This window comes from Planotetraspora sp. GP83 (assembly GCF_041262585.1).
Taxonomy (GTDB): domain Bacteria; phylum Actinomycetota; class Actinomycetes; order Streptosporangiales; family Streptosporangiaceae; genus JAOEGB01.
This window is the reverse complement of sequence record NZ_JBGCBZ010000014.1, coordinates 135335-158794: the sequence shown is the minus strand read 5'-3', so window position 1 is coordinate 158794 and position 23460 is coordinate 135335. Positions and strand designations below refer to the sequence as shown.

At 69.4% G+C, this 23460-nt stretch carries 20 protein-coding genes, 1 tRNA gene and 2 pseudogenes; 11 read left to right on the top strand and 12 right to left on the bottom strand.

What is annotated here, in order from left to right; genetic code table 11:
* Positions 1–96 precede the first annotated feature (96 nt).
* Positions 97–636 (bottom strand): cysteine dioxygenase family protein, encoded by a 540-nt coding sequence (locus ABH927_RS20805; RefSeq protein WP_370023918.1) that lies wholly within the window; start codon positions 634–636, stop codon positions 97–99.
* Positions 633–1523, bottom strand: a complete 891-nt coding sequence (locus ABH927_RS20800; protein WP_370023917.1) for an amidohydrolase family protein — start codon at positions 1521–1523, stop codon at positions 633–635. Before ABH927_RS20800 ends, ABH927_RS20805 begins: the two co-directional genes overlap by 4 nt.
* Before the next feature lie 159 nt (positions 1524–1682).
* Here ABH927_RS20800 and ABH927_RS20795 point away from each other — a divergent pair, with 159 nt between their 5' ends.
* Positions 1683–2666 (top strand): LacI family DNA-binding transcriptional regulator, encoded by a 984-nt coding sequence (locus ABH927_RS20795; protein WP_370023916.1) that lies wholly within the window; start codon positions 1683–1685, stop codon positions 2664–2666.
* A gap of 94 nt (positions 2667–2760) precedes the next feature.
* On the opposite strand, the gene ABH927_RS20790 is transcribed toward ABH927_RS20795, so the two are convergent.
* Positions 2761–3132, bottom strand: a complete 372-nt coding sequence (locus tag ABH927_RS20790) for a phage holin family protein (RefSeq protein WP_370023915.1) — start codon at positions 3130–3132, stop codon at positions 2761–2763.
* A 278-nt stretch (positions 3133–3410) separates the two neighbouring features.
* On the opposite strand from ABH927_RS20790, the gene ABH927_RS20785 reads away from it, so the two are divergent.
* Together ABH927_RS20785 and ABH927_RS20780 are read left to right on the top strand one after the other, a co-directional pair.
* Positions 3411–4412, top strand: a complete 1002-nt coding sequence (locus ABH927_RS20785) for an NADP-dependent oxidoreductase (protein WP_370023914.1) — start codon at positions 3411–3413, stop codon at positions 4410–4412.
* A gap of 69 nt (positions 4413–4481) precedes the next feature.
* Positions 4482–4757, top strand: a complete 276-nt coding sequence (locus ABH927_RS20780; RefSeq protein ID WP_370023913.1) for a hypothetical protein — start codon at positions 4482–4484, stop codon at positions 4755–4757.
* Here the strand turns inward: ABH927_RS20780 and ABH927_RS20775 are convergent.
* From ABH927_RS20775 to ABH927_RS20765, 3 genes are all read right to left on the bottom strand, one after another.
* A complete protein-coding gene (locus ABH927_RS20775) occupies positions 4721–5650 on the bottom strand; it encodes an FAD:protein FMN transferase (RefSeq protein WP_370023912.1) in 930 nt (309 codons plus the stop codon). The two genes, ABH927_RS20780 and ABH927_RS20775, sit on opposite strands and share 37 nt — an antisense overlap.
* A gap of 35 nt (positions 5651–5685) precedes the next feature.
* Positions 5686–6072 carry an FMN-binding protein gene (locus ABH927_RS20770; protein WP_370023911.1) on the bottom strand — a complete coding sequence of 129 codons (387 nt, stop codon included), beginning with the start codon at positions 6070–6072 and terminating at the stop codon, positions 5686–5688.
* A 117-nt stretch (positions 6073–6189) separates the two neighbouring features.
* Entirely contained in the window at positions 6190–7647 is a 1458-nt protein-coding gene (locus ABH927_RS20765; RefSeq protein WP_370023910.1) for a ferric reductase-like transmembrane domain-containing protein, read from the bottom strand.
* A 147-nt stretch (positions 7648–7794) separates the two neighbouring features.
* Here ABH927_RS20765 and ABH927_RS20760 point away from each other — a divergent pair, with 147 nt between their 5' ends.
* From ABH927_RS20760 to ABH927_RS20740, 5 genes are all read left to right on the top strand, one after another.
* Positions 7795–8523, top strand: a complete 729-nt coding sequence (locus tag ABH927_RS20760) for a response regulator transcription factor (RefSeq protein WP_370023909.1) — start codon at positions 7795–7797, stop codon at positions 8521–8523.
* Entirely contained in the window at positions 8520–9575 is a 1056-nt protein-coding gene (locus ABH927_RS20755; RefSeq protein ID WP_370023908.1) for an ATP-binding protein, read from the top strand. Before ABH927_RS20760 ends, ABH927_RS20755 begins: the two co-directional genes overlap by 4 nt.
* A 4-nt stretch (positions 9576–9579) precedes the next feature.
* The gene (locus ABH927_RS20750) at positions 9580–9966 is read left to right on the top strand and encodes an OsmC family protein (protein WP_370023907.1); all 387 of its coding nucleotides are present in this window, start codon (positions 9580–9582) and stop codon (positions 9964–9966) included.
* 993 nt (positions 9967–10959) lie between these two features.
* Positions 10960–11535 carry a hypothetical protein gene (locus tag ABH927_RS20745; protein ID WP_370023906.1) on the top strand — a complete coding sequence of 192 codons (576 nt, stop codon included), beginning with the start codon at positions 10960–10962 and terminating at the stop codon, positions 11533–11535.
* A gap of 108 nt (positions 11536–11643) precedes the next feature.
* Positions 11644–11717, top strand: a tRNA-Lys gene (locus ABH927_RS20740).
* A 381-nt stretch (positions 11718–12098) separates the two neighbouring features.
* Here ABH927_RS20740 and ABH927_RS20735 read toward each other — a convergent pair.
* From ABH927_RS20735 to ABH927_RS34205, 5 genes and pseudogenes are all read right to left on the bottom strand, one after another.
* Positions 12099–13979, bottom strand: coding sequence for a phenylacetate--CoA ligase family protein (locus ABH927_RS20735; protein WP_370023905.1), 1881 nt, complete (start codon positions 13977–13979; stop codon positions 12099–12101).
* A complete protein-coding gene (locus ABH927_RS20730) occupies positions 13979–14347 on the bottom strand; it encodes a hypothetical protein (protein ID WP_370023904.1) in 369 nt (122 codons plus the stop codon). The genes ABH927_RS20735 and ABH927_RS20730 overlap by 1 nt, the downstream gene beginning before the upstream one ends.
* 48 nt (positions 14348–14395) lie before the next feature.
* The gene (locus ABH927_RS20725) at positions 14396–16426 is read right to left on the bottom strand and encodes a hypothetical protein (RefSeq protein WP_370023903.1); all 2031 of its coding nucleotides are present in this window, start codon (positions 16424–16426) and stop codon (positions 14396–14398) included.
* A gap of 281 nt (positions 16427–16707) precedes the next feature.
* Entirely contained in the window at positions 16708–17115 is a 408-nt protein-coding gene (locus ABH927_RS20720) for a VOC family protein (RefSeq protein WP_370023902.1), read from the bottom strand.
* A 90-nt stretch (positions 17116–17205) separates the two neighbouring features.
* A pseudogene (locus tag ABH927_RS34205) lies at positions 17206–18108 on the bottom strand (chitinase); the annotation flags it as partial.
* Here ABH927_RS34205 and ABH927_RS34200 point away from each other — a divergent pair.
* Positions 18038–18379, top strand: a complete 342-nt coding sequence (locus ABH927_RS34200) for a hypothetical protein (protein ID WP_407072836.1) — start codon at positions 18038–18040, stop codon at positions 18377–18379. The pseudogene ABH927_RS34205 and the gene ABH927_RS34200 overlap by 71 nt on opposite strands.
* 29 nt (positions 18380–18408) lie before the next feature.
* Here ABH927_RS34200 and ABH927_RS34195 read toward each other — a convergent pair.
* Positions 18409–18828 (bottom strand): annotated as a pseudogene (locus tag ABH927_RS34195) (carbohydrate binding domain-containing protein); the annotation flags it as partial.
* 258 nt (positions 18829–19086) lie between these two features.
* Between ABH927_RS34195 and ABH927_RS20710 the strand changes: the two are divergent.
* Together ABH927_RS20710 and ABH927_RS20705 are read left to right on the top strand one after the other, a co-directional pair.
* A complete protein-coding gene (locus tag ABH927_RS20710) occupies positions 19087–20436 on the top strand; it encodes an SWIM zinc finger family protein (protein WP_370023900.1) in 1350 nt (449 codons plus the stop codon).
* The gene (locus ABH927_RS20705) at positions 20433–23420 is read left to right on the top strand and encodes a DUF6493 family protein (protein WP_370023899.1); all 2988 of its coding nucleotides are present in this window, start codon (positions 20433–20435) and stop codon (positions 23418–23420) included. Before ABH927_RS20710 ends, ABH927_RS20705 begins: the two co-directional genes overlap by 4 nt.
* Positions 23421–23460 lie beyond the last annotated feature (40 nt).

Below are 23460 nucleotides of genomic sequence, written 5' to 3'. Positions count from 1 at the left end.
CGTCGTCTCGTCGCTCTCTCTGATTGTTCCCCCAAGACCGTGATTGATGTGACGCGGTCATCTCCAGCCGGTGGGCCGAAAGGGCCGGGTGCTCCGTCAGGCGGGGTCGAGGGGGCGCAGCTCGTCGGCGTAGCTCACCGACAGGCGGCGCATCATCCCGTCCTGGCCGATCGAGTACTGCCCCAGGCGCCACAGCGGCGGCGAGTAGGCGTGGATGGAGACGCTGCCGTGCTCCGCCCCGGTCAGCCGGTGGATGTGGTCGGGGCCGAAGGTGAAGGACTCACCCTCCTTGACCGTCGTCTCCAGATGCTCGCCGCCGATCCGGGGGTTGCACTCCCTGAGAACGCCGGACACCACGCGGACGGCGCCGGACGAGATGTCATGGTCGTGCCAGCCGGTGTCGTCCTCGGGTCGCCAGCACAGCAGCCACACGTCGACATAGGAATCCCGGTAGAGGGACGCGTAGTGGCGGCCGCCGTCCTCGGCTCCCTCGAAGCTCAGGTGCTCCTTCCACAGCTCGGGCTGCTCCGCCAGCTCGTTGACCAACTCCGAGAGTTCAGAACGATCAAGTGGTCGGGCGGGGAGGTCCTCAAAAGGAGCACAGCTCTCGGCGACCTGGACGGTGGGGGTGCTCATGACTGCGACTCCTTTCGTGACAACAGGCGGTTGGCGTTGGCCACGCGGATGGCGTGGCGGGCGGCGTCGCCGAACTCCAGCGACGGCGCTTCGGCGTACGGAAGGTCCGAGCCGTTGACGACGACGTCGATCCCGAGCTCCCGGATCACGGCGTCGATGGCGCGCGGCCCGTAGGAGGAGGTCTCGACGAACACGTCCGGGTCCACGAGCCCCCGTCCGGAGGCTCCCCGGTTGATCTGCCGCTCCGAGTGGAGCGGGGCTAAACCGGCCAGCAGGGCGAAGCAGACTTTCAGCCCGGGATGCCTGGGCCTGCCGAAAGCCTGGAAGGCGAACCACGAGGCATGCATCTGCTGCACGTACGGCACGACCGCGGCCCACCACGACGGCCCCTCGGAGGCGGCGGCCGGTCCCGGGTGGACGAACAGCGGCAGGCCGCGCTCCTCCAGCACGTCGAGCAGCGGGGCCACCGCGCCGAAGTCCTCGGCGCTCCGCAGGGCCGTCGCGGGAAGCTGGAGTCCGGCGAAGCCCTGGTCCAGAGTGTGCGAGAGCCGTACGGGATCGATGTCGGTCACGGGAGCGGCGGCCCAGGCCCGGAACGGCCGGGGCAGCCTGCGGGCGCCGGAGTGGTAGGCGTCGATCAGCGGCCAGGCGTCGGACGCCGGCAGGTGCTCGATCCCCAGGGGGCTCGACAGCGAGATCAGGGCGAGGTCGAGATCGGCGCTCAGCTTCACCCGGGCGTCCACGTCGTGGTCGCCGGGGTTGACCTCGTAGGGCGCCTCGCCGTCCAGAACCAGCGTCCACCCGTCGAGGAACGGCGGCTCCGAGCGACGGCGAAGGGCGTCGAGGAACGACGGCGTCCACAGGTGCTGGTGCACGTCGATGCTCATCGCCACCTCCTCGTTCTCCCCATTCCCGACTCATAATACATGTAATCGATGGAGGTATGCCACGTCAAGCAGTTGAACCGATTCACTGATCCGTTTCAGTGAAACGCTTCACCTCCGCACTGTCAAGACGCCGGGGCCTGTCCGGCATAGGGTTACTGAGTGGCTCAGCGTAAGCGCGCGACGATCCGTGAGGTGGCCCAGGCCACCGGCCTGTCACCCGCGGCGGTGAGCTACGCCCTTCGCGGGATGCAGGTGTCCGAGGAGACCATCCTCCGCGTACGGCAGGCCGCAGCCGAGCTGGGTTATGAGGCCGATCCGATCGCGAGGGCCCTCGCCAGCGGCCGGACCGGGATGATCGGCCTGCTCTGCGGCTCGCTGGAGGACCTCTGGCAGCAGTCCCTGGCCGTCGGCATCGGGCGGTCACTGCGTGAGAAGGATCGCTACGCGCTCATCCTGGACGCGGCCGGAGACCCCGCCCGCGAGCGGACGCTCGCCCTCCAGCTAAGGGACCAGCGGGTCGACGGGCTGATCGTGCAACCCGTGGACCCGGCGGCCAGGTTCTGGGCCGATCTGGCCGACTCGCTCCCGGTCGTGGCCATTGGAGACGCCCTGCAGAACGGCCATACCGCCGCCGAGGTCGTCTTCGACAACCGGCGCGGGGTCACGATGGCCCTGGAATACCTGCGTGAGAAGGGCCATCGCCGCGTCGCCGTGCTCACCCCCACCCGTCCCAGCACCCCGGACCGGCCCGCCGACGTGCACGTCATCGCGGAGGCCGAGCGGCTGGGCCTGGACATCGAGGTCACGACCGCCCGGCAGGGGCTCGCCGACTCGGCCGGCGTCGCGAGCGAGATCCTCTCCCGCGCCGACCGGCCGAGCGCGATGTTCTGCTTCTCCGACTCCATCGCGTACGGCGTCTACAAGGCGGCCGCCGAGCTCGGGCTGTCGGTGCCGGGGGACGTCGCCGTGATGGGGTACGACGACCATCCGATGTCGGAGCTGCTGGGGCTGACGACCGTCAACTGGGACCTGGACGGCATCGTCCGTGCCGCCGTTCGGCTCGTGGTCGCCGCCTCGGACGGCAAGACGCGGCGCCGTCGCATCGTCCAGGCCCCCGACCTGCGCGAGCGCGTGTCGGTCTAGCCCTTCACTCAGCGGCTCGGCTGAGTGGAGGGCTCGGCGGGTCCGGCGCGGGCAGGGCCGGGCCGTACGGCACCTGAAGGCGCCGCGGGGTTTCTCAGTCGTCGCCGAGGATCATGTTGAGGACCCAGCTGATCACGCCGACGACGATCGCGCCCCAGAAAGCGGCCCAGAATCCGCTGACGTGGAAGGGCAGGTCGAGCTTCTCGGCCAGCCAGCTCGTGAGCAGCAGCAGGGCGGCGTTGACGATGAGGGCGAACAGGCCCAGCGTGACCACGTAGAACGCGCAGCCGACCGTCTTGATGACCGGCTTGATGATGGCGTTGACGAGGCCGAAGATGAGGGCGACCGCCAGGAGGGTGGCGATCTGCTTGGCGGTGGTGTCGGCGGTGACCGCGATGCCGTCCACCAGCTTCGTCGACGCCCACAGGGCCGCGGCGACGACCACGATCTTAAGTATGACCTTCACGGGGGAGATCCTTCCATGTCGGGGCAAAATGCGCGCGGGGTGCACAGCGGATAGGCTCGACGTGCTTTGGTCCGCGCGCGGGCACGGCCGCTCGGCGCCCCCCCGGTGACCCGCCACGCCGACACGGTGTGATCGTATGGTGCGCGCGCCATGAGGGCTGGTGAAGCCACATGTTCATCGCTGGATCGAGTCGCTGGATCGAGTGACTTGATCGAGTCGCTGAGCCGGATCGCCGCGCCGCCGCGCCGCCGGCTCAGCCGATCGAGGGGAGAGCCATCATGAGGACGCGCGAGATCCGCCTCGCATCCCGGCCGGCCGGCTGGCCCGAGCCGGGCAACTTCGACCTGGTCGAGACCGAGCTGCCCGGTCCCGCCGAGGGCCAGATCCTGGTCCGCAACCTGTTCATGTCGGTCGATCCGTACATGCGTGGCCGGATGAACGACGTCAAGTCCTACGTGCCGCCGTTCCAGATCGGCCACCCCCTCGAAGGGGGCGCGATCGGCGAGGTCGTCGAGTCCGGCGCGCCCGGCTTCCAGAAGGGCGACCTCGTCCTGCACAATCACGGCTGGCGGGAGCACGCCGTGCTCGACGCCTCCGCGGCGCGGAAGGTCCCGGAGATCCCCGGCGTCTCTCTCTCGGCCTACCTGGGGGTGCTGGGCATGCCGGGCCTGACGGCCTACGCCGGGCTCCTCGACGTGGCCGAGTTCAAGGAGGGCGACGCCGTGTTCGTCTCGGCGGCCGCGGGGGCCGTGGGGAGCCTCGCCGGGCAGATCGCCCGGCTCAAGGGCGCGTCGCGGGTCGTCGGCAGCGCCGGGTCCGACGCCAAGGTGGCCTACCTCAAGGACCAGCTCGGCTTCGACGAGGCGTTCAACTACAAGAACGCGCCGGTGGCCGAGCAACTCCAGCAGGCCGCCCCCGACGGCATCGACGTCTACTTCGACAACGTCGGAGCCGATCACCTCGAAGCCGCCATCGGATCGCTGAACGTCTTCGGCCGGGTCGCCATGTGCGGGGCCATCGCGGTCTACAACGCGACCGAGCCGCAGCCCGCGCCCCGCAACCTCGTTCAGTGCGTCGGCAAGCGGCTCACGCTGCGCGGCTTCCTGGTCCGCGACCACGCCGCGCGGATGCCCGATCTCATCGAGGAGGTCGGCGGCTGGCTCCGGGAAGGAAAGATCACCTTTGCGGAGACCATGGTAGACGGGCTCGACAACGCACCGGAGGCGTTCCTCGCCTTGCTTCGCGGTGAGAACACCGGCAAAATGATCGTCCGCCTCTGACTGGCTTTTCCCAGCTCATGGGCATAACTGGCAAAACTCTGGGAAATCATCAGGCTTGGGGGTGAGCGGATGGACGTGGAAGAGCTCGAGTCGCTGTCGGCGAAGGAGTTGCACGACCGGGCCGTGCACTATGCCGTACGGCACGGCGATCTCGCGTTCCTCTGGGATCTGCTGAAGGTCATCCCGGCGGCCGAGGCCGCGAGCGGCAACGCCGACGAGACGGCCAACGACCTCAGCCGGGTGTCGGCACTGCTCAGCGACGCGATGGCGGCGGGAGAGGGCGAGCTCGGCGACGCGCTCCGGCCGGTCTACGTCGAATATCTGTCCCGGCACCCCGACGCCTGACCCTCGGCCCGCCGTACGTCCGGTTGTGTGGCGGGCCGTGCCGGGGTCACTGAGGGCGTGATCACGTGGCGGGCGAAGCCCGGCGTGCTCAGGCCTCGCCCGTCGTCCGTGATGATCAGAAAGTCGTACGGCTCGGGCAGGGCGAAGCTTCGCGCCCGCGTCGAGCCCATCGCGTAGAGCGCCGTCGCGTAGGCGTCGGCCACGGCCAGGTCGGGGCCGGCGACTGTGACGGAACCGGGCTCGGTAACCGGCCGGGCCCGATGCGGGTCGATGATGTGGGGCCCCCGCGCGTAGCTTCCCGAGGTCGCCACCGCCAGGTCGCGGGCGGCCAGCACCTTGCAGACCACGTCCCTGTGGGGGTGGCGGATGCCGATCCGCCATGCCCTGTCCGGCCCCGCCCATCCCCGGACCCGCACGTCTCCTCCGGCGTTGACGCAGTGGTCGGCGGCCCCGGCGGCGGCCAGCGCCCGCGACACACGCTCGGCCGCCCATCCCTTCACGTATCCGGAGGGGTCGAGCCTGCCGCTCGCGTAGGCGTCGAAGTAGCCCGCCGTCGCCTCGCGCAGCTCCGCACAGCGGTCCAGGACCTCGCGTATCTCGGGGATCTCATGAGCCTCCGGAAGGAGGCCGGTCGGCTCCGCGCGCGCCAGGCGGCTGATCGGGCTGCCGGGCTTGTAGGTGCTGAACGTGTCGTCCACCCAGCGCAGCCAGCCGAAGGCGTCGTCGAGCAGCCGGTCCAGCAGCCTCGGCGGCAGCGGCGTGCGGACGTCGATGCCGACGGCGGTGCCCATGACCATCTCCACGCGCCGCCCGCCGCTCGTGCCCGTCGTCTCCACGCCTGCCCCCGCGGGGGTGCCCGGGCTCGTGCCTGTCGTCTCCAGGCTCGCGCCCATCCCTGTCCCCGCCGTGGTATCCGGGCCCGTGCCGGTCACCGGGGTCTGGCCGACCTGTCCAGGGCACTCTGCAGCGACCGTCTGTAGCCGTCGCTCGTCATGGTGGCGCCGCTGATCGTGTCCACGTGGGCGTTCTGGGCGGTCAGCACCTCCTGGTCGAGCCGGGCGATGGCGCGGGCGCTGACCTGCCGGGAGCGAGGAGAGGTCGCGTGCTGTACGGCCGCCGCCCTGGTGATCCTGCGGCCCGAGAGGGTGAGGGTCACGGCGATCATGCCGTGCCCGGTGTCCGCCGGGTCACCGGTAACCGTCTTCGACGACGTCGTCCTCGTCATGCCGGCCGGCGGCATCGGGGTCGTCCGGTGGGTCACGATGAGGGCCACACCGGCGATCGTGGTCAGCAAGGCGAGAACGGCTCGTTTCACGTCGGCCTCCCTTGGTCGTGTCCCTGGATTTGGTCGAGTCCCAGGATTTCCGCGTGCTCCCGGCACCGGCCACGGCGAGATCCGCGAGACCATCCCCAGATCCCTAGAGAGGGGTCCCTAGAGCTCGAAGCAGTCGACGTGGACGTGCCGGTCTAGCAGGCCGGCCTTGCGCAGCTCCGCCCGCAGGTGACGGACGAGGCCGGGCGGCCCGCAGAGGAAGACGTCGCGGGATCTCATGTCGGGCACCAGCCGCGCCAGGCCCGGAGCGGTGAGTGCCTCGGTAACGCGGCGGTGACCACTCGTGCCCACCGCCAGGTGGCGGTCCCCGCCTCGCAGGTGGTCCCCATCCGGCGAGTGACCGCCGGCCGAGTGACCGCCAGCCGAGTTGCCGTCCGCCGAGTGGTTCCCGTCCGGCAGGTGGTCCTCGCCGAGCAGGTACACGAGCTGGGCGCCGCGAGTCCGGGCCAGCTCATCGAGCTCGTCGCGGAAGACGACCTCCTTCTCGGATCGGGCCCGGTAGACCACGACCGTCCCGGGTGGCATCTCCTCCAGCAGGGCTCTGATCGGGGTTATCCCGATCCCGGCCGCGATCATCAGCACCTTGTCGTTGAGGCGGGAGGCGGCCGTGAACCCGCCGTAGGGGCCGTCGACCAGAACACGGGTGCCGACGGGGACGCTCCGCAGCTCACGGGTGTGGTCCCCGAGAGCCTTGACCGTGACGCGCAGGCCGCACCCGTCCGGCGCCGCCGACAGAGAGAAGGGATGGGCCTGCCACCAGCCCTCGCGGGTGAGGAACCGCAGCCGGACGAACTGCCCGGGCCGGGCGGCGAACTCCCGCATCCGGCGGCCCCCGATGTGGATCGAGGTGACGTCCGGCGTCTCCCTGACCACGCGGGACACCCGGAAGCCGTGCCTCGCGGCCAGCGCGACCGGCCGGGCGATCCGCCTCCAGACGGCCATGGCGAGGGCCGTGCCGTACAGGGCGAGCCACAGGGCCTTGGCGGCGCCGACGATGTCCGTGGAGATGGTGATCGTGTGGGCGAAGGCGAGCGCGGTGCCGAGGTAGGCGTAGAGATGGAGGTAATACCAGGTCTCGTAACGCAGGCGCCGCTTGATCGCGCGGACCGAGGTCAGGCCGGCCATCACGAGCAGGGCCGTGCCGGCGTAAGCCGCGAGCAACCAGGGGTAGCTCTCGATGAACGTCATCGTCTGGCCCGCGAGGCCGGCCCCCGCGGCGTACCCCATGGTGGTGAAGACGATGTGGGCGCAGACGAGCGTGAAGATCATGCCGCCGAGCCTGCGGTGCCACAGGGAGACTATCCGCGTGTCCGGCGCCCGGCTCATGAGGATGAGCTGGATCGCGATGAGATATCCGGCGAGCAGGCCGGTCAGCCTGCCGACGGCGGTGACCGGGGCGGACGCGAGGTCGCCATGCGCGTGGACCGCCCACGAGGCCAGGACGGCGGCCGCACCCGACCACAAGAGCGCCGGCCAGCGCCACGTCATCGAGGCCCGAGCCGTACCCGTCCACGAGTGGACCGGTGGGGCCGCGCCTGTCAGGTCGGTGGGTCCCATTTTTCGACGGTCGCTGACGGTTATGAGACAGATCTGAACGAGTAACCTACGGGGAACCGCGGGATCGCCCGCGCCGCAGGGGTTGCGGACGCTTCGCGGCGGCGTTCCTTCAGGAACTTTTCATCTCTCCTCACCAGGATGGCGGCTGTGACCAAGACACGCGTGCTCGTCGTGGACGACGAGCCCGAGGTGCGGGACGCGATCGCGCGTGCCCTCCGCGTCGAGGGCTACCGGGTCGCCACGGCCGACGACGGCGTCGCCGCGCTCGCCGCCATCGCGGGCAGCCCGCCGGGCCTGGTGGTGCTCGACGTTTTGATGCCCCAGATGGACGGCCTGGAGGTCTGCCGGACGCTGCGTGAGAGCGGCCATCGCATCCCGGTGCTCATGCTGACCGCGCTCGACGGCATCGGCGACCGCGTCGCCGGGCTCGACGCCGGCGCCGACGACTATCTGGTGAAGCCCTTCGCGCTGGAGGAGCTGTTCGCGCGGGTCCGGGCGCTGCTCCGCCGTACGGCCCCGCCCGAGCCGGAGGCGGGCTTCGCCGACCTGAGCCTGCTCCCGGACAGCAGGCAGGCGAGGCGCGGGGACCGGCTGATCGACCTGACGAGAACCGAGTACGCCCTGCTCGATTTGCTCATCCGCAACGGTGGCCAGGTGCTCACCCGCAAGGTGATCCTTGAGCGGATCTGGGGCCACGCCTTCCGCCCGGCGTCCAACAGCCTGGAGGTCTACATCCGCTATTTGCGCAAGAAGACCGAGGCCGGCGGGGAGCCGCGGCTGATCCAGACCGTGCACGGTCTCGGCTACGCGCTCAGGGACACGACACGAGAGATCGCGCGGGAGACGGCGCGGGAGACGGCGGGGGAGTCGTCGTGAAGCTGCGCTGGCGGCTCGCCCTGGCGTCCGCGATGGCCGCGGCGGTCAGCGTGATCGTGGTGATCGTCGCGGCGTACCTGATCACCTGCCGCAGGGTCGAGAGCGCCATGGGCCAGTTCGACGGCTATCCGGATCAGCCGCCGAGGGGCGTGCTCGCGGGGCTGGCGGACATCGACGATCTCGGCTGGCCGTTCTTCGCCGTGGCCCTCGGCGGGCTGGTGCTCTCGGGCGCGCTCGGCTGGCTCGCGGCGCGGACGGCGCTGCGGCCGGTGGGCGCGTTCAAGGACGCCGCCCGGCGCGTGGCGGCCACCCGTGACCTGGCCACGCGGATCGACGTCTCGGGCGACGACGAGCTGGCCAGCCTGGCCCGCAGCTTCAACGCGATGCTGGACGCGCTCGAGCGGTCGGCGAAGGCCCAGAAACGGCTGGTCGCCGACGCCTCGCATGAGCTGCGAACCCCGCTGACGGCCGTGCGGACCAACACCGAGCTGCTGATCAGGGGCGGCCTGTCGCCGAAGGACCGTGACGAGGTGAGCCGGGCCGTGCTGGTCGGCCTGGAAGAGCTCACCGCGCTCGTCTCCGACGTGGTCGAGCTGGCGCGAGATGAGGAGCCGGCCGCGTTGGTCGAGACGGTGCGGCTCGACGAACTGGTGAGGCGGGAGGTCGCGCGGGCGTCCCGGCACTGGCCCTCAACCTCGTATTCGGTCGTGGTCGAGCCCGCCGTCGTGCGCGGCGTGCCCGACCGGCTGTCGAGGGCCGTGGCCAACCTGCTCGACAACGCCGCCAAGTACAGCCCCGCCGGGAGCCGGGTCGAGGTCTCGCTGCGGGACGGCGTGCTGACCGTCCGCGACCACGGGCCGGGGATCTCGGCCGAGGATCTGCCCCACGTGTTCGACCGGTTCTACCGGGCGCCCGAGGCCCGCGCGCTGCCCGGATCGGGACTCGGCCTGGCGATCGTGGGCCAGGTCGTGGACAGCCACGGCGGCAGCGTCTCGGCCGCGGCCGCTCCAGGGGGAGGCACGCTCGTACGGCTTGCCCTGCCAGTAGGGTGACGGCATGGCATCTGTCCACGTAGAGCGCACTGAAGACGGATTTGTCGCCCGAAACAGTCGTGGCGCGGAGATCAAAATTGGGGCGGGCGACGGCCTGTTCAGCCCGGTTGAACTGCTGCTGGCCGCCGTGGGCGGGTGCAACATCATGACGGTCGAGCCGCTCACCGCCCAGCGCGGCCACCGGCTCGTACGGCTGGCGGTGGACGTCACGGCGGAGAAGGCGGCACCGACCCTCCTGGGATCCGTCACCGTCACCTACGACGCCGAGGCCCCCACGCGGGAGGGGCGCGAGGTGTTCGAGGCCGTCGCGGAGCGGGTCCACGAACGGCACTGCATCGTGAGCCGCTCGCTCCAGCAGGGCACCGAGGTCAAGATCGTCCTCGGCGAGTAGGCCGGCACGCGGGCTGCGCGCGGCGCGGGGACCGGTGAGATGGGTGTGGCGGCATGAGAGCCGTCGTGCGAGTCGGATCTGGTCGGTAAGCCCGGATGTAGGGAGATGTAGGCCGAAAATCCACCTCTGGATGACGACTTCATGACATCCGGCTTTGTACTGTGGTAGCAGGTCGAGCAGATCAGAGCGACCAGAAGCTTTGCCGATAAGGACGTGGAGGGGGAACCACGTCCGAGAGAAAAGCGGGGGCCCGCCGGTGCCTTTGGGGAGGGCATTCCCTGGCGGAACCGCTTGAGCCGGGGTCGGACAGTTGGGGGACTGTCCGGCCCCGGCATTTTTGTTCCCTCTTCTTTGTCCCCTCTTCGCTCGTGATCATGCCCGGGCTCCCGGACCGGCCGTCCGAGCGGTCGCCCGTACACCCTTGATCAATGCCCCTGGGATCGGCCTCCTGTGATACCGCGCCGATTGCCCCGTGAGCGGGCATGGATTCCGCTGTTGGCCGGCGAGGCAGCCTCATCGTTGTGCGTGATCATGCGCGGGACTGCCTGCCGTACACGCGCTCCTTGACAGCCCCTTGTGGAGGGTGTCCGTCAGGGTGCGGTTTCGTGACGGGACCTTGGCCTTCTGACCTGGCCTTGGGGTAAGCGCGTAGATCTTCTGGGTGTTATGGGGCATATGCTTTGCTCTGCCCTGACTCGTCCTGTAGAGTCCAAATTGCTGCCGACCGGTGGCTGGATTGTCCCGGGTGACGAGGCCCGCGTGAGGAACCCCTCACAGCGATCTCCGACCCAGGTCCTTCGGACCATATGTGTGACATAGACCGCCATTCCGGCCGGTCCCCATAGCTCAGCGCCTCAGCGCGCGTCCTGCGGGCGATCGACTTCTCTCGCCCGGCCTAGCGGCCCGTCTCCGTGGGCCTGTCTTTACCAGGCAGGCCGATGGGTGACGCACGGCCCGCTCTCCCTGTCGTCTCACGGAAGACCCCCAGTTTTCATGAAGACTCTGCTCGACGTGCGTAGTAATCGAACCGTCAAGTCCCTTTCCGCCCTGCTGGGCACCGCGGCCCTCGGCATGTCGATCATGGCCGCCGCCCCGGCTCCCGCGGTGAAGCTTCCGGTGAACGAGAACGTCGTCAGCATCTCTGCCGCCTTCAACAAGGAGCAGGTCCTGCTGAGTGGCAGCACCAAGGGCTCGTACTTCTGGGACGACGCTTCCGGGCGTGAGGGCGACACCGGCATGCCGGCCATCGGCAAGCCCATGCAGAAGGGCCTGTTCGCCAGCCCCAGCTGGCCGCTCGGCACCGAGGGCTACGTCTTCTACAAGGGCAAGGCGGCCAAGTTCTTCATCGGCGACCGCGGCCCCGGCACCCCGTCGGACGACGGCGTCATGCTGGACATGGACGGCCAGACCTTCGCCGAGCTGACCGGCACCAACTGGAACAGCGACACGCTCACGGTCAACAGCGACAAGGGCCACATCGACGTCCAGTACGTCGTGACCAAGTGGGGCGACGGACCGGGCAAGAAGGGCGAGCCGGTTCCCTTCTCCACGGGCGCCTGGAGCGGCTGAGCACGGCTCTTCGGGTCACCTCTGGGGGGTTTGCCCATAAGAGAGCCGCCGACGACGTTTCCGATGTGCGTACCGTGGACGGGACTGCTAAGGTTACGGACGTCGCAAGCGCCGCTAGCTCAGTTGGTTAGAGCAGCTGACTCTTAATCAGCGGGTCCGGGGTTCGAGTCCCTGGCGGCGCACACCGCATCCGACCAGCGCGTTCATGATTCTGATCATGGGCGCGCTGGTGGCATTCATAGGCCGGTTCGTCCCTCTCGTTTGGTGTTCGCTCGACCGCCGCCCGTCCGGCGCAAACGATCACCGGACCGGACGACCAGGCTGCCCTCGACGTTCCCCCTGTCGCTGACGAGCTGGCGTGAGTGCTGGTCCTTAGCGGGGCCTTGACCTGTGCCTCCACGCGAAACACGGCCGGGAGGACGGGTGCCGCAGAGAGGCGACCCATGGAGGGTGGGAAGCGATCGCCTCGAAGACAAGGGCCACGTCAGCGACCCCGAGCCGATCCAGGCGGATATGGCCGATGACCGGGGGTTCGGGTCTTGTCGATTTCGTTCTACAGTCCCTCAGGGAAAGTCCTCTGCGTTGGTTCCCGTCAGGTAGTCGCCGAGCTCGGCGGCGACTGTCAGTGCTATGGCACGGGCGGCAGTGAGATAGCGGAGGGACGCAGCACACTCCGGGGGCGGTGGACGATGCTCACAGGCCACCTCTATGGCTTCGGTCGCCGGAGATTCGGCAGGGTCCAGTTCGGCGGCCAGGACTGAGGCGGCACGGGTCTGCCTGTCTTCGAAAACCACGTGGCGGTAGCGGCACGCGTTAACGATGACTTTGTGGGCCAGGTAGGCGGTCGCGAGGGTGTCCGCCGTGGCCGTGTCCGGATCGGTGAACTGGTGCCAGAGGGTGTCGGCTGCGGTCTGGCACCAGTGGACGCCCTCTGTGGCGAGAGCACGCGAAGCCGGCCAGGCAAAGGCCGGGAGGGAGCCCAGCAGGGGCGTGCCCTCACAGATCAGACGGCAGGTGGCCAGGGGCGACCGGGCTACGGAGTCACGCTCACTGGTGATCATCACACGGAGGGCGGGCAGGTGGCGGCGTATGAGACGGACCGGGCCGGTCCAGGCCTCCGGCGGATCGTCGGTCACCAGGGTCAGGTCGACGTCGCTGAAGCGGGTCCGGAACACCGGTTCCAGAACGGAACCGGTGAGGATCACGGCTTGAGGCGTCAGCGAATGTTCGGCGCACCAGGACTCCAACCAGCTGGACAGATCCTCCAAGGAGGGGCCCAACGGGACGGCCGTGCCCGCCGGATGGACGGGACGGCCGTCCGCCAGTGGGAAGGCCGCGGCCTCATGCCGGTGGAAGCTTACGCGCGTCCCCAGTCCCAGAGCCGAGCGGAGCGGGGCCGCCGCGCGCTCGCGATCCGACTCGGTGAGCGGGGTTCGTGCCTGGTAGTCGATGCGGACCTGCCCGGCCCCCTGCTGCGCCAGGGAGATCCGGTCCACCGGAAGCGAGATCATCGCCTTCATGAATGTACCTATCGACACCAGCCCACCATCGGCGGTGAGCAGATGCCGGGGCGATCTGGCGCTGGTGAGCTCGAAAACGGGTGCGGCGCGGTCGCATCGGCATCCGCCCTCCAGCCAGCGTGCCCGGTCGCCACTCCGGTACCTGATGAGGGGCATCGCCCGGTTGGTGAGTGGCGTCACCAGGACGTCACCATCCAGGATCTCGATGTGGCAGGACTCCTGCTCGCAGTGATAGGCGTACGCGGCGGCTGGGCACTCGGTGGCCACGATGCCCACCTCCGCCATGGTGTAAAGCGAAGACACCGGGCAGTGGAACCGCTCCTCGATCTTCCGGCGCAGGTCCGGGGGGCACGTCTCCCCCGACATGAGGACCACCCCGGGAGCCGAGGTGCCGCGATCGCCCAGCCGGTCGGCCAGCAATCCGAAGACGGACGGTTTCGCGGTGAGGATCCGGCCAGCGACTGCCCGCTCCAGCCGCTCGGCGAAGGCTCTGTCGTCCAGCTGCCACAGGCGGGCGAGGTTCCAGCGAGTTAGGACGTTGCCATCACCCCAAGGGGAGACCATCGCCCTGGACGGCCCGGGGGCATGCAGGGTGAGGTGCAGGATCCCTGGGCTTCCGCCGATTCCGAGCCGCTCGGCGAGCCGCCGGATAAGGCGAATCTCCAGAGCCTGGGGAGGCGAGTCGAAGAACACCGTCAATGGCTCGCCGGTCGTCCCGGACGTCGACGTGGCCAGCCATCCATCCGGATCGCCCGACAGCGATTGCAGCGACCGGCCCGCCCGCTGGATGTCGGCGCGTTCGAGGATGGGAAGTCCGCTCAGATCGGCTTCCGTAGACGGAATCGGAATCCCCGCGTAGTACGGCACGTTCTCCCGGACGTACGCCAGCAGCTCGCCGATCTGGCTGGAAAGCTCCCTCTGCATCAGCCGTCGACGATCGATAGGAGGTTCAGGTCGATCCGGTTGACGATCTTTCGGAGCACACGCTTATCCATGCCGTGAGCCACCCAGAAGCCCTCGAGCCGCTGGCTGGCCTCTGTCCGATCGCCAAGTCTGCCGAAGCTCTCACTCACCATCTGATAGTCGAGGACAACGAAGATAGCCTCCAGATAAAGGGCCTCCAGCCCGGCCGCCGACCAATCAGCACAGATATCGGCGGCGAGCTCCACGCTCTGCGGCGCATCGCCGAAGCCCTCTTCATCCCTAAGCGCGGCATACCTGTTCAGCTTGTGTTTCAGGTCGTCAGGAATTTCCGGGTCAGATTCGAAGAGGAGCGGATTGCGGATCAACACACGACCCGGTCCTGGCGTCAATCTCCTGCGGCGAAGCATCTCGTCCCATCATTCCGGCGTTTCTAGGTCTCTGAGCATCGCAGCGGCAAGCTCAACGACGCGGACATTCGCAGCGCCGGTCGCACAGACCTGACGCACCAGACCGAGCGCGAGTTCCCGGTTGCCGCGGGCCAGGGCAATCTGTGCGTAGGCGAGGTTGGCTCGCGCGATCCCCGCGTCGTAACCGCTATCGGCCATCCCCCTCACCGCCCGGTCGATCCGGTCGGCCGCGTCGTCGAATCGGTCGTTCTTGGCGTCCATGAGCGCCAGGTTGACCAGAGACTCCCAGTGGTCCTTCGAGTCCTCGCCGGAGTGGGCCGCCGCCCACTCGTAGGCGCGCCACGCGTCCCCCGGCCGCCCCGCGCGCTCGTACACGTGGCCCAGCTGCTTGCTGACGATCACCAGGAGCTGTTGCTCGCCGTGTGCCTGGGCGAGCCGCATGCTCTTTTCGTACGATCGGAGCGCTGATTCCAGATCACCCCGCATGAGCGCGAGCAGACCCTGGTGAGAGGTGAGGTGGGCGTGCACCGCCGTGTCCCCGTCTCCCAGACGCGCAGCAGCTAATGCCAAGGATGCCTCCGCATCCTCGAACGAGCCGAGCTGCACGAGCTTGCGCGCGATCCGCAACCTGAGCTCGACTTCCATGTCGACCGACCCGGTCGCGACGGCGGCCCGCACTCCCAACTTCGCCATCGCGAGGTAGGCGTCCCAGCGACCGCGACGGCTGAGCTCTTCCAGGACCGCCAGGTCACAGAGCTCCAGCAGGTCCGACCATGCCTCGACGCGGGCCAGGTTGTGGACAACCGCCGCAAGCACCTCGGCAAGGGGCGACAGGTCGCGGTGAGCGGCCAACCAGGTCCGCGCAATCCCGGTAAGAGCCGCGGTGACGGTCGCGGTCTCCTCACGCACGGTTGCCGCGTGGACGGCCCGCAGGTTCGTGGCCACGACCGTGGGGACGGCGATCGTCGGCTGGACGCGGTCGATCAGCGCGCGTCGCAGCAACAGCCCTAATTCGTCCTCAAGGCCTCGCAGGGATGCCTCGCCCGCGTAAGTGATGGTGGCGGTGATGTCCGAGCCGTGAAACAAGGAAAGCCGGGTCAGCGCGCGCACTGCTGGTGCCTCCAGGCTGCCCAGCATATGCTGGACAAGCCTGGAGTCCGACGCCGTGCCGACCGGAAGCAGTTCCAACGGCAGGTCTTTCAGGTAGCCCAAGGTCATCTCGAGCGTGCGTGGATGGGCGCGGACCACATCCGGCAGCTTGTCCAGCACGTTGTCAACGTCGATCCGCAGATCGAACACCTCGGCGACGCGGTGGGCGAACTCCCGGTACTCCTCCGGGGAGAGTTCGGGGACGTGCAAGGTGCTGGCGTCCAGGTTCGGTGTGAGGCGTTCGGCAGAGGCGGCCAGCACCTTGACGCCGTCGAGCCCGCGCAGCGCTCCGAGCAGGGCGGCCTGGGTGGTGGCGTCGGCCAAGTGCAGTCCGTCGATGAGAACCAGTATCCCGATGCCTTGGAGCTCCGCGGTCATCTGGCGGAGGGTCGCTGGACGGGGCGCCTGCTGGAGGTCCTGGTCATCGACTGCCCGGCCGAAGCCGGCGAGGAACCGATTGAGCTGGTGCAGAACAAAGCCCAGGTCCTCGACCTGGTAGCCATCGAAGGCCAGGCAGATGCCGTACCTGAAGTCGGAGCGGCATTCCTTGGCGATCTGCGTGAGCAGGATCGTCTTGCCTGATCCAGGCAGCCCATAGACCACGGTCGGCCGCGACTGTCCCCTGACAAGAGCAACTCCGGCAGAGACGAGCGCGTCGCGGCGCCACAGTCCAGAGCGCCGGTCCAGCATGACGATCGCATCGTCGAGCGTCCTGCCGCGCTCGTCGATCCGAATGTCGGGAGGCTCGGGCACACTGTCGCCCTGCAGTACCACGGCGGCAATACCCAAGCCGACGGCCGCCATCGCGCAGACAGCGAAGACCACCCACGGACGGTCCGCGATCCAGCCGAGCGGGCCGGGTAGCGGCACGCTGGTGGCGATGTTCGTCACCGTGGGAAGGACAACCGCCGACACGACGAGCCCAGCCCCGATGACTATGCCCTTGACCGTTCTCCTATCGATCGCCGCCTCCCATTTCAGAATACGGTTATCGAACGAGTCCGCAGAAAGGTACCAATCGCGGGCATGCCAATCAGCACTGCTTTAGCGAAGCGCAACACGAGCACGTCGTTGTCGTCGTACACGACTCGCGTCCTGGCTCACACGGCCGGTCCGAATCAGAATCGTTTTACGTCTTCGACCCCGACCGGTCAGCGCTCCTGGAGCAAGGACTACACGACGCCGACGTCCCACTCCAGCCCAACTTGGAGCAGGTCCCATCGGTTGCCGTACATGTCGTGGCAGACCGCGACCGTTCCGTACGGTGCGCGTCTGGGCGGCTCCTCGAAGCGGACTCCGGCGGCGACCAGCCGGGCGTGGTCGGCCTCGAAGTCGTCGGTGTACAGGAAGAACCCGACTCGTCCGCCGGTCCGGCCGCCGACGCGGGCGGATTGTGCCCGGGTCGCGGCGCGGGCGATCAGGAGCCCGGTCCGGGCGCTGGGTGGGCGGACCACCACCCACCTCTTACGGTCTCCGAGGGGACGGTCCTCGATCAGGTCGAAGCCCAGGACGCCGACGTAGAAAGCGATGGCCTCGTCGTAGTCGGCGACCACGATGGTGACCAGCCCCAGATGAGACACGCCGACGATCATCGCATCCCCGTGGCCGGCGCCAGGGACAGGCCGGAGGCCACTCCCGATCACTCGGGAGTGGCCTTCGCGCGTATCGGGCTAGCGACCTTGCAGCGACTTGACGTTGTCGCCGAAGGTCCAGTTCTTCGACCCGTCCCAGTTGATGGACCAGGTCATCAGGCCCTTGAGGCTGCCGTTGAAGTTGTTCCAGCCCTGGGAGACCAGGGAGGGCGACATGTAGCCGCCTCCGGCTCCGGGCTGGGCGGGCAGACCGGGAACCTGCTTGTCATAGGGGACCCTGATGGTGGTGCCCTGGACGGTCAGGCCGTTGTTCAGGCAGGCGGTCTGGACGGTGAATCCCTGAACCGTGCCCGCCTGGTAGGAGTCACCGGAGCAGCCGTACATGCTGCCGTTGTAGTACTGCATGTTCAGCCACCAGAGGCGGCCGTTGTCGACGTACTTCTTGATGATCGGCAGGTAGGAGCCCCAGATCGAGCCATAGGTGATGCTGCCGCCGGTGACGTACGCCGTCTCGGGGGCCATGGTCAGGCCGAAGTTGGAGGGCATCTGGGCCAGCACGCCGTCGATGATGCGGATGAGGTTGGCCTGCGACGTGGACAGCTGGCTGATGCTGCCGCTGCCGGTGAGGCCGGTCTCGATGTCGATGTCGATGCCGTCGAAGTTGTACTTCTTGAGGATCGGCACGACGGTCGCGACGAAGCGGTCGGCGACGGAGCTGGAGCTGAGGTCGATGCCGGCGGCCGCGCCGCCGATGGACATCAGGATCGTCGCGCCGGCGGCCTTGGCCTGGCACATCTCGGCCGGGGTCGCCACCTTGACGCCGGCGTCCATGCCGTCCTCCCACAGGACGGTGCCGTCGGAGCGGATGACCGGGAACGCCGCGTTGATCACGTTATAGCCGTGGGCCTTGATGCGGGAGTCGGTGATCGGGATCCAGCCGAGCGGTGGGTGCACGCCGTTCGACGCGCCGTCCCAGTTCTCCCAGTACCCCTGCAGGACCTTGCCCGCCGGCCTCGACTTCACCGCGCAGGTGCCTCCCGTCGGCGAGGTGGACGGGGACGGCGAGGGCGAAGGTGAAGCCGAGGGAGACGGCGACGGAGACGGCGACGGGGAGGGCGAGGGCGAGGGCGAGGGCGAGGGGGACGGCGAGGGGGACGGCGAGGGCGAAGGTGAAGCCGAGGGCGAGGGCGACGGCGAGGGAGAGGGAGAGGTCGTCCCTCCGGGCCCGTCGAAGTTGACGTCGTCGGCGTAGTAGGTGCCCTGCGCATACCAGCCGTGCAGGTAGACCTGGGCGCTGGTCTGGCCGGCAGCGGTGGTGAAGGAGACGGTGAGCTGCGTGTACGTCGCCGCCGACGGGGTCCAGGTGGACGTGCCGCCGGTGACGCCCAGGTACACGTAGTTGCCGCGGACCCAGGCGCTGAAGGTGTAGGCGGTGCTCGGCTTGACGCTGACGGTCTGGGTGCACTGGGCGTTGTCGGAGGCGCTCGCCGCGCCGGCGAGTGCCTTCGTGCCCGAGTGGACCGGAGAGCCGACCACCGATCCCAGCCCGCCGGTGCAGGACCAGGGCGAGAGGCTTCCGGACTCGAAGCCCGGATTCACAAGCAGGTTGGCAGCCTGAGCCGACGTCTGCGTGACGAGGACACCCACGATCGCCAGCAGTAACGAGACTGCCAGCACCAGGAGGCGGGGGGTTCGCTTCATGGGGGGACAACCCTTCTGGTGCCCGGGCATGGGAGGTCACCGGGCATCGACGAGGCGATGGGTTGCGAGGCCGCGGTGACAGAGGCTCGCGAGCAACAGTTCTCCCGAAATTATCGGGAAGTTCGGGGTCAATGTCCATAACGAACTGGGCTGGCCGCCGCGCTGGCGATCGGCTTCGCGCTCGGAAGGGCCAGAGCGGCCACGGACCGGCGCGATCAAGAAACGCTTTTGTCGGTAGTGATCTCTACTGTGCCTGCCATGACGAGTGCGGTGCAGGCGTACTCCTACGCCGGGCCCTCCACCCTCGTGGGGGATCAGCTGGGACTTTCCACATCGGGCGGGCGAACCGCCGGCGGCCTGGCCGGTCGCCCCAAGTTCTTCAGCGGGCTGGTGACACAGGCGGCTCCGGCCGCGGCCGCGTTGCTGGCGGTCGCCGACGTGGCGCTGGCCCGCTACCACCAGCCGCGCGCGGGCGGCGGCGGCTGGACCCGTGACCCGGTGATCACTTGTGATGGGGAGCGGTTGCGGCTCGAGTCGTTCTCGGCCTGCGGCGGCGTGTACGCCCGGCTCGACCTGCTCGGCGGCGCGCTCGACGGCGAGGTGTTCGACCGGGGCACCACCAATGTCGACGTCAACGGGCCGCTGCGCGAGGCGCTGGCCCGCACCGGCGGGCGTGATCCGCTCCACCTCGGCGTGGGCGCGGACGAGTTGACCGTCACCACGCTCGACGGCGCGGTGGTGGAGAAGAAGGTGCCGCTGCCCGAGCGGTGGCTGCGGGGGTTCGCGGAGGTGCAGGTGATCGCCTCCGGGTTCGACCTGCGCGCCGAACTGGCGGGGATGGCGGCCGTCCGCTTCCTGCGCGGCCTGCCGAAGAAGGCCACGGCGACCGTGTGGGTGGTCCCCGCGGGCCGTGACCTGCGGGTGACCGATGCTCCCGCGAAGGGCGGGGTGTGCCTGTCCGGTGTCGGGCGGCTCGCCACGCTGCACCCGCTGCTGCGCTTCGCCAAGACGCTGCGCGTGTACGGCCCGGCCGTACACGATCAGGCCGCGTCGAGCGCGTGGGAGCTGGAGCTCCCTGGGATGCGGTTCACGCTGGTCCTGTCGCCGCAGGCCTGGCGGGGTTTCTCCGGCGAGGGGGCGGTGCTGGCCGATCTGGCCGGGGAGGACGCGGAAGCCGACGCGGACGTGGTCGGCATGCTGCTCAACTTCGAGCCGGCCGTGGAGGTAGGGCTGCTGGCCGGCCGGTCTGGGCTGACTCCGGCCCGGGTCCGGGCCGCGCTCACCCAGCTCGGCACGGCGGGCCGGGTGGGTTATGACCTGGCCGAGGCGGGACATTTCCACCGCGAGCTTCCCTACGACCGCGAGCACGTGGAGACGCTGAACCCCCGCCTCGCCGCCGCGCGGGCGCTGGTGGCGGCCGGCGCCGTACGGCTCGACGGAGCCGGCGTCGCGCGGGTGACCACCGACGGAGGTGTCCGGGAGGTCCAGTTGGAGACCGGCTCCTGCACCTGCCCGTGGTGGTTCGACCATCGAGGGTCACGCGGGCCCTGCAAGCACGTGCTGGCCGCCCGCATCGCCGTACGCGACACCGAGGGAGCCCTGCGATGACCGCCTGGGACGAGATCCGCGACCTCATCGACGCGGGGGACGCCGACAAGCTGATCGAGCGCCTGGTCACGCTGGACGACGGCGAGCGCAAGCTCGTCGCCGGTGAGCTGCGCGGCCGCATCCCTGTGCTGCGTGACCACGCCGAGACCATGCGGAGCAGACGCTGGATGGAAGAGAGCCGGCGGCGCGACGAGGAGGGAGAAGAGGCCTATTGGACGCGAACCTGGCGCGAGCCGGAGCACGAGCCCTGGGAGGATTGGGCCGACCTCGTACGGCTGGCCGGAGCCGGCACGTTGAGCGCGGTCAGCGCGGTGGCCTCCTGGGTGACCCGCCGCGACCTCATCACCTGGCGCCGGTTCTCTCGCGACGCAGAGTTCGGCGACCCCGCGCAGGTCGTGCGGCTCCTTGACCACCGGCCCGCCGAGTGGCAGGCCGAGCTGGCCGTACGGCTCGCCGCCAAGATTCGCGGGCCCCGCGACGCCGGGATCCCGCTCGCGCTGGCGATGCTGCGGCACACCGGGGTGGAGCCGCCCCAGCATGACCCGCTCGTCGTGGCCTGGGTGTCGGCCGGGGTGGGGTCCGAGCCCGATCCGCTGCTGCCGGTGCTGCTGCCGCGAATCTTCGGGGCTGAAGGGGTCGGCAGGGCGTTGCAGCACGAACGCGTCGCCCCGATCTCGCCGTGGCTCAGGGCGCTGCGCGACTCCGGTGACCGCGAGTCGCTGCTCGACGGGTGCGTGCGCCGGTTCCTGCGCGGCGGGACCGCACAGGACCTGCGGTTCTTCGCCCGTCTTCACGAACTGCTCGAACCGTCCGCCGCCGAGGTGGAGCCGCGCCGGCGTGACTACCTGCGGCTGCTGCCCGCCGCCCCGGGGTCGGTCGCCGAGCTCGCTCTGCGCCACCTGCGACGGCTTGACGCGCACGAGCCCGCCGACGTCGTCGAAGCGCTGGAAGGGCTCCTGTTCCGGGTCGAGGCCACGCTGGTCCGGGCCGGTCTGACGTGGTTCGACCAGACCGTACGGCAGGAGCCCGAGCGGGCCGACGAGCTGGCTCCGGCGCTCGTCACGGCCTTCCACCACGAGTCCTACGACGTCCAGGGCCGCGTCGCCCAGCTGGCGCTCAAGCACGCGGCGCGCTTCAGCCCTCTCGGCGCCGAACGGATCAGAGACGCCATCCCGGCCCTGCCGCCCGCGCTGGGCGCCCGGCTGGTCGAGGTCTTCGGCGGGGAGGCCGCAGTAGAAGAACCCGCCGCGCCCTTCACCGCGCCGCCGCTGCCCGAGCCGTCTCCCGCCGAGGCGTTCCCGCTCACCCCGGCGAGTCCGGCGGAGATGGAGGCGCTCGGCTGGAGCACCTGGGGATGGCAGGACGGCGAGCGCTGGCTGGCCGGCTTCGTCCGCCTCGCCGCGCAGGACCGGGAGGGGCTGCGGTCGGCGCTGGCGGCGGCTTTCGGCAGCAGTTACCCGCAGCTCTTCGACATGCGCCATTGGACCGGCGTCGACTTCTGGCGGGCCGCGATGGCCAGAGAGCTGATCACCCCCGGCGCCGACCCCGGCATCCGGATCGAGGAGCCCGCGCCGTACCGCCGGGCTGGTTCCTGGTCGCCGGGTTCTCTTGTCGAGATGGAGCAGATCGTCGAGTGGGACGAAGAAGACGATGACGAGGAGGGTGGGGAGATCGTCGAGTTCGCCGACCTGTCCGCCGAGCTGCGCGAGCAGATTTTCGCCCAGCTGGAACAGGCCGGCATGCCGAAGGAGCAGATGGACGCCCTGCGTGCCGGTGAGCCGGTCCCGGAGCACACCGAGCACAAGTCGTACGCCGTGTCGTACGCCTGGGTGGGAAGCGGCTCGCCGTTCGGCTCGCCGCAGCCGGTCCCGGAGGCGCCGCGCGACCGGTTGCCCGACCCCCCGCATGTGTCGCCGCCGCACCTGTTCCTCCTGCGCAGGTGCGCGGAGATCCTGGCCGCGCTCAAGGACGGCACGCTGCCGCCGGTGCTGCTGGCCACGCCGACCTCCTCGACCGGGACTCTCGACCCCGGCATCCTGGTCTCCCGGCTGGAGGAATGCGAGGCGGCGCATGCTGTCCCCCTCGCCGCCGACCTGCAGCAGGCGCTCCTTCGCCTGCCGCGTGGCGCCCATCCCGAGGCGGCGGCCAGGGCGGCGCGGCTGACCTCCGACGCGGGCCGTACGGCGGCGCGCTGGCTGGCGGGTGACTGTTTGCCGGATCCGGAGGCGGGGGTGCGCTGGGGCTACGTCGAAGACGCGTGTGAGCACTACTTCGACGAGCGCCCTCCCGGTCACATCGGCCAGATTCGGCTGACGCCGCTGCTGAAGGCCGCACCGACCGGGCTGGAGCTGATCGACGAGTTGCTCACCGAACCGTCGAAGTGGACTTGGTACGAACACGGCGGCTGCATGGACTGGTGGTCGTCGGTTCTCCCGTCGCACCGAGAGGTCGTGGCCGTCAACCTGCTGCCGCACCTGCTGTACCAGTGGAACCGGCCCGGCGTTTATCCGGTTCAGGCCGCGAGGCTCGCCGCGGCCGACGGTCCCGTTGGCGCGGCCACCGCGCTGGTTCTGGCGTACTTCCTGGCGCAGCAGGACTCCGCCGATGCGGTGTCGGTCTTCCTGACGATGGCGGCGCGCGGGGATCTTCCCGCAGCGGAGATTGGTGTCCAACTCGGGCTCCTCATCCGGTGGACGTGGCTGAAACAGCAGCACGTCGTGAACGCTCTGGAGAGCGCGGCCAACCGAGGCGCTCACCGCGAGGTCTGGCAGGTGCTGCGGGCGCTGCTGCCCGCCCTGTTACCCGCGTCTGGCGAACAGCCGCGCGCGGGCCTGGCCAAGCTGGTGGCCTTCGCCGCCACGGTGGCGGGCTGGGCCGACGCCCGAGGCGAGATCCCCGAGGTCGGCGCGATCGCCGGACGCAAGAACACAAGCATGTTCACCCAGGAATGCCGCCGCCTGCACGACTACCTCACCCGCCCCTGACCTCCACCTTCAAACAAAGCCCAGGGCCAGCCCTTCCGGC

Excerpts from the sequence above, each read along its gene's own strand:
- ABH927_RS20805 (WP_370023918.1), bottom strand. The coding sequence starts at position 636 with ATGAGCACCCCCACCGTCCAGGTCGCCGAGAGCTGTGCTCCTTTTGAG.
- ABH927_RS20765 (WP_370023910.1), bottom strand. The coding sequence starts at position 7,647 with ATGGGACCCACCGACCTGACAGGCGCGGCCCCACCGGTCCACTCGTGG.
- ABH927_RS20745 (WP_370023906.1), top strand. The coding sequence starts at position 10,960 with ATGAAGACTCTGCTCGACGTGCGTAGTAATCGAACCGTCAAGTCCCTT.
- ABH927_RS20800 (WP_370023917.1), bottom strand. The coding sequence starts at position 1,523 with ATGAGCATCGACGTGCACCAGCACCTGTGGACGCCGTCGTTCCTCGAC.
- ABH927_RS20785 (WP_370023914.1), top strand. The coding sequence starts at position 3,411 with ATGAGGACGCGCGAGATCCGCCTCGCATCCCGGCCGGCCGGCTGGCCC.
- ABH927_RS20705 (WP_370023899.1), top strand. The coding sequence starts at position 20,433 with ATGACCGCCTGGGACGAGATCCGCGACCTCATCGACGCGGGGGACGCC.
- ABH927_RS20780 (WP_370023913.1), top strand. The coding sequence starts at position 4,482 with ATGGACGTGGAAGAGCTCGAGTCGCTGTCGGCGAAGGAGTTGCACGAC.
- ABH927_RS20775 (WP_370023912.1), bottom strand. The coding sequence starts at position 5,650 with ATGGGCGCGAGCCTGGAGACGACAGGCACGAGCCCGGGCACCCCCGCG.
- ABH927_RS20750 (WP_370023907.1), top strand. The coding sequence starts at position 9,580 with ATGGCATCTGTCCACGTAGAGCGCACTGAAGACGGATTTGTCGCCCGA.
- ABH927_RS20710 (WP_370023900.1), top strand. The coding sequence starts at position 19,087 with ATGACGAGTGCGGTGCAGGCGTACTCCTACGCCGGGCCCTCCACCCTC.
- ABH927_RS34200 (WP_407072836.1), top strand. The coding sequence starts at position 18,038 with ATGCGGGAGTCGGTGATCGGGATCCAGCCGAGCGGTGGGTGCACGCCG.
- ABH927_RS20735 (WP_370023905.1), bottom strand. The coding sequence starts at position 13,979 with ATGCAGAGGGAGCTTTCCAGCCAGATCGGCGAGCTGCTGGCGTACGTC.